This window comes from Endozoicomonas sp. ONNA2 (assembly GCF_024606365.1).
Classification (GTDB): Bacteria; Pseudomonadota; Gammaproteobacteria; order Pseudomonadales; family Endozoicomonadaceae; genus Endozoicomonas.
The window spans coordinates 1-3,033 of sequence record NZ_JAHHPO010000287.1 but is presented as its reverse complement, the minus strand read 5'-3'; the positions used below and the strand labels follow the sequence as shown (position 1 = coordinate 3,033).

General features: G+C 44.3%; 2 protein-coding genes. One reads left to right on the top strand and one right to left on the bottom strand.

What is annotated here, in order from left to right; all coding sequences use genetic code 11:
* Positions 1-883 precede the first annotated feature (883 nt).
* Entirely contained in the window at positions 884-2,533 is a 1,650-nt protein-coding gene (locus KDK14_RS05050; RefSeq protein ID WP_257263926.1) for an AarF/UbiB family protein, read from the top strand.
* Positions 2,534-2,673: 140 nt separating this feature from the next.
* Here KDK14_RS05050 and KDK14_RS05045 read toward each other — a convergent pair whose 3' ends face one another.
* Entirely contained in the window at positions 2,674-2,862 is a 189-nt protein-coding gene (locus tag KDK14_RS05045) for a hypothetical protein (protein ID WP_257263925.1), read from the bottom strand.
* Between the last annotated feature and the right edge of the window lie 171 nt (positions 2,863-3,033).

The following is a 3,033-nucleotide window of genomic DNA, read 5'->3' as shown; positions in this document are numbered from 1 at the left end:
CCAGGTGGAAAACGTGAGAGCCCGGGCAAGAGGCCTGGACCAGTCGCCCACCCTGCCGATTTGTACGGCTTCCGGCGTTTTTACGCGGAGAGCTTTCACATAGAGAACAGTTAAAAGATAAATTTGACGCACTTTGCCCGATACTATTCATTGCTTTACCTTACTCTTGGACCTGACTCCTTGCCTGAGACCAGGATCAGCTGAGAGAGTTTCATAATTAATAGAATTTTATAAAAGACTAGCGACGTTAAATTTATGGGTCAGGTAATTACATGACCGATTTACATAAGTCATTAGACGTTTGTTTCTCGGCGTTCAAGTGATGCCAACTACGAATGTCTGGCAAAGGGGGCAAGGCGATGGTTCCTGACGGAGTGCGGGTTGTTGTTAGTATTTCCGCCAATAAGGGTTTTAGGCACCGGTCGTCAGGCCAGGCTACGGTAGGGGTCTGTGATTACCTTTGATTACCTTTGATTACCTTTGATTACCTTTGATTACCTTTGATTACCTTTGAGTACCTTTGATTACCTTTAAAGGGGGGCGTGGTTGTTGGGGAAAAGGTATGTAATCAAAAAGTGGCAATCAAAGGCGTTGCGCTGAGCTTGGCGCAGTATGAGGTGGAGGTTTTAGACAATCAAGATTCAAGACCTGACCGCGGTTTTGGTTTTTCGCGACCCCGGTTTTCGGTTTTTGAGGAGATATCTATACGGGGATTGGCAAAGATGCAGCTTTTATTGCCGGGCCACACCAGGAGCCTGGCAAGCTATATGTTCATGTGCTGATTCCTCGATATTGAACGATATTGCAAAAATATTGTCCAATACCCTGAGATACCAATTTTATTGGAATTCGAATAGATAAATATTTAATTAAGGAAGTAATCATGGACACTCATATGGAGCAGCACCCGCCGGGGCTATATGATTTTCAGCCTCCTGTTAAACCGTCAACGAGTTCTGGCGCCAGCGTTGAATCAACCTTTCAAGGAAGACAAGTTACTGAATATCAAGGCGAATCATCCAGCCTTAAAGAAGAAAAGCAAAGTACAGGCACCAGGGCATGGTCTTCAATTAAAAGCATACCCCGCGAAATCTCAATATTCTGCCGGGCCGTGGGAAAAGTCACCTTGATTGCTTATTATTGTGTCAAACACACTCTGTTTGGGCGTGAGTTTACCAGCCAGCATATGCAGAGTTATTTACAAAGGCTGGGTTCGGCCTATCCAAAAATGCTCCAGATGGTGGTTGCTAATCCCCACCTGTTAACGCAGATGGTCAACGCATTGAACATGACGGAGGCCGAAAGTGATAAACTTGATGGTGTGATTCGGGATGTTTTGGATAACAATCCTGAAATTCCCATTTCTGTGCCAAGATCAATCCTGGATAAAGCCGGTTATAAAGATCATTCAGTGGAGCGCCATATTGCAACAGGAACCATAGGCTCATGCTTTGAAGTAAAAAAAGATGAAGAATCACTGGTAGCCAAAGTGATTCCGGATTGGAAAGCCAATGATTTGGCCGCGGGATTAAAGTCCATAAGAATGCTGCTATTTATCATGCCAAAAGAGATCAGAATGACCATTCGGGAAATGACCGATCCATTTATCCGGGAGTGCAATCTTAAACAAGAAAAAAACAACCTGACTGCCTTCAAAGAAACGTTGGAGAAAACGGCAAAAGAAGTAGAAATTGAGGCTGATGCGCTGCCAACGTCAATCAAATTAAACTTCAAGGTGCCAAAGATAACCGAAGCTGTTGACGCTGATAACCTGCTGATCATGGAATACCTTCAGGATGGGTTCACGTTGAATACATTGACCAGCCCGGCAAACCAGCAGCTGCGGTCAGAGGTCTATGAATGGTGTTTTGGTGAACCACCGGAGGATGATGATGATTGCGAATATGTACTGGATATAGTTCATTCCATAGCCAAAGAAAAATGGCTTGAACTTGCCCTGAAACATGGCATGGTTCATGGCGACTGTCACCCCGGTAATATCATGGTCACTTTCAAACCCGGTGGCCACATCGATGTCTGGTTTATCGACTTCGGCAATTGCGTCACGCTCACCCCGGCGCAACGGACTCAGTATCCTGACGTTGTTCGCCAGCTCAGTAACCTGGTCAACCCATTTGTAACTACACCATTAGATCAAACCGGGGTTGATCGACTGGTAGACACTTTATGGGATGAAGTTGCTATTAGTCACAGGGCGAATACACCTGAAAAAAAGGAGAAATTCAAAAGTCGGTTAATTGAGGATTTGAATGAACTCAGGGACCTGGACAAAGTTATACAACGATTTCCAGTTTTTCAGAGGTTGGTATCCAGAGCAAACTTGCAGGACCCCAAATTTCAGAGAGAACTTAAAATTCAGATACTTTCTTTGGTTTCGGCTCGTTTGAGTGCTTGCTGTCTTCTGGAAGGTATTCAACTACCTCCATCTTTTACCCACTATATTAACGCTCATTTCAGGGCCGGCGTGATCCTGCTGAAAGCTAGAAAGCCATGTCCAGGTCTTGATTCTTGACGTTAGCTTCAATAGCCCGATCAGATTCAAGACCTAATATTTTTGCGGTTTTGTTGATGCCCGTCAATAATCAGGACTTGACCACGGTTTTTGGCAGTTGGCAAAAAAAGCTTTTTCTGAACACTGCCAACTGCTCACTTTTAAAGATGATGATTGGTCGTCAAACAACAGGAATGAATCACCCAGTTAAACCGGTCATAAACCTCGGCCAACACATCAAGAAACAGGCAAAAATCCACCTCTTCCCAATAAATCGGCTTACGCTCATTTCCTCGCGACGACACATGGTACAGCGCACCTGCATATTCAATCCGTAGTGGCCTGTTCACTTTTATACCCCCAAATTATAAACAAAGAGCTATAAAAGTAGAGCAGTTTTAATGCCCGTCAAGAATCAAGACTTGACCCCGGTTTTTCGGTTTTTTGCGGTTTTTGACCCCGGTTTTGTCGTGTTACTGTGCCTCCATCAAAAAATAAAGCGCTTGCTGAAAAATTGATCT

What these genes read in the sequence shown, in the direction of transcription:
- KDK14_RS05050 (WP_257263926.1), top strand. Translation starts at nt 884, where the DNA reads ATGGACACTCATATGGAGCAGCACCCGCCGGGGCTATATGATTTTCAG.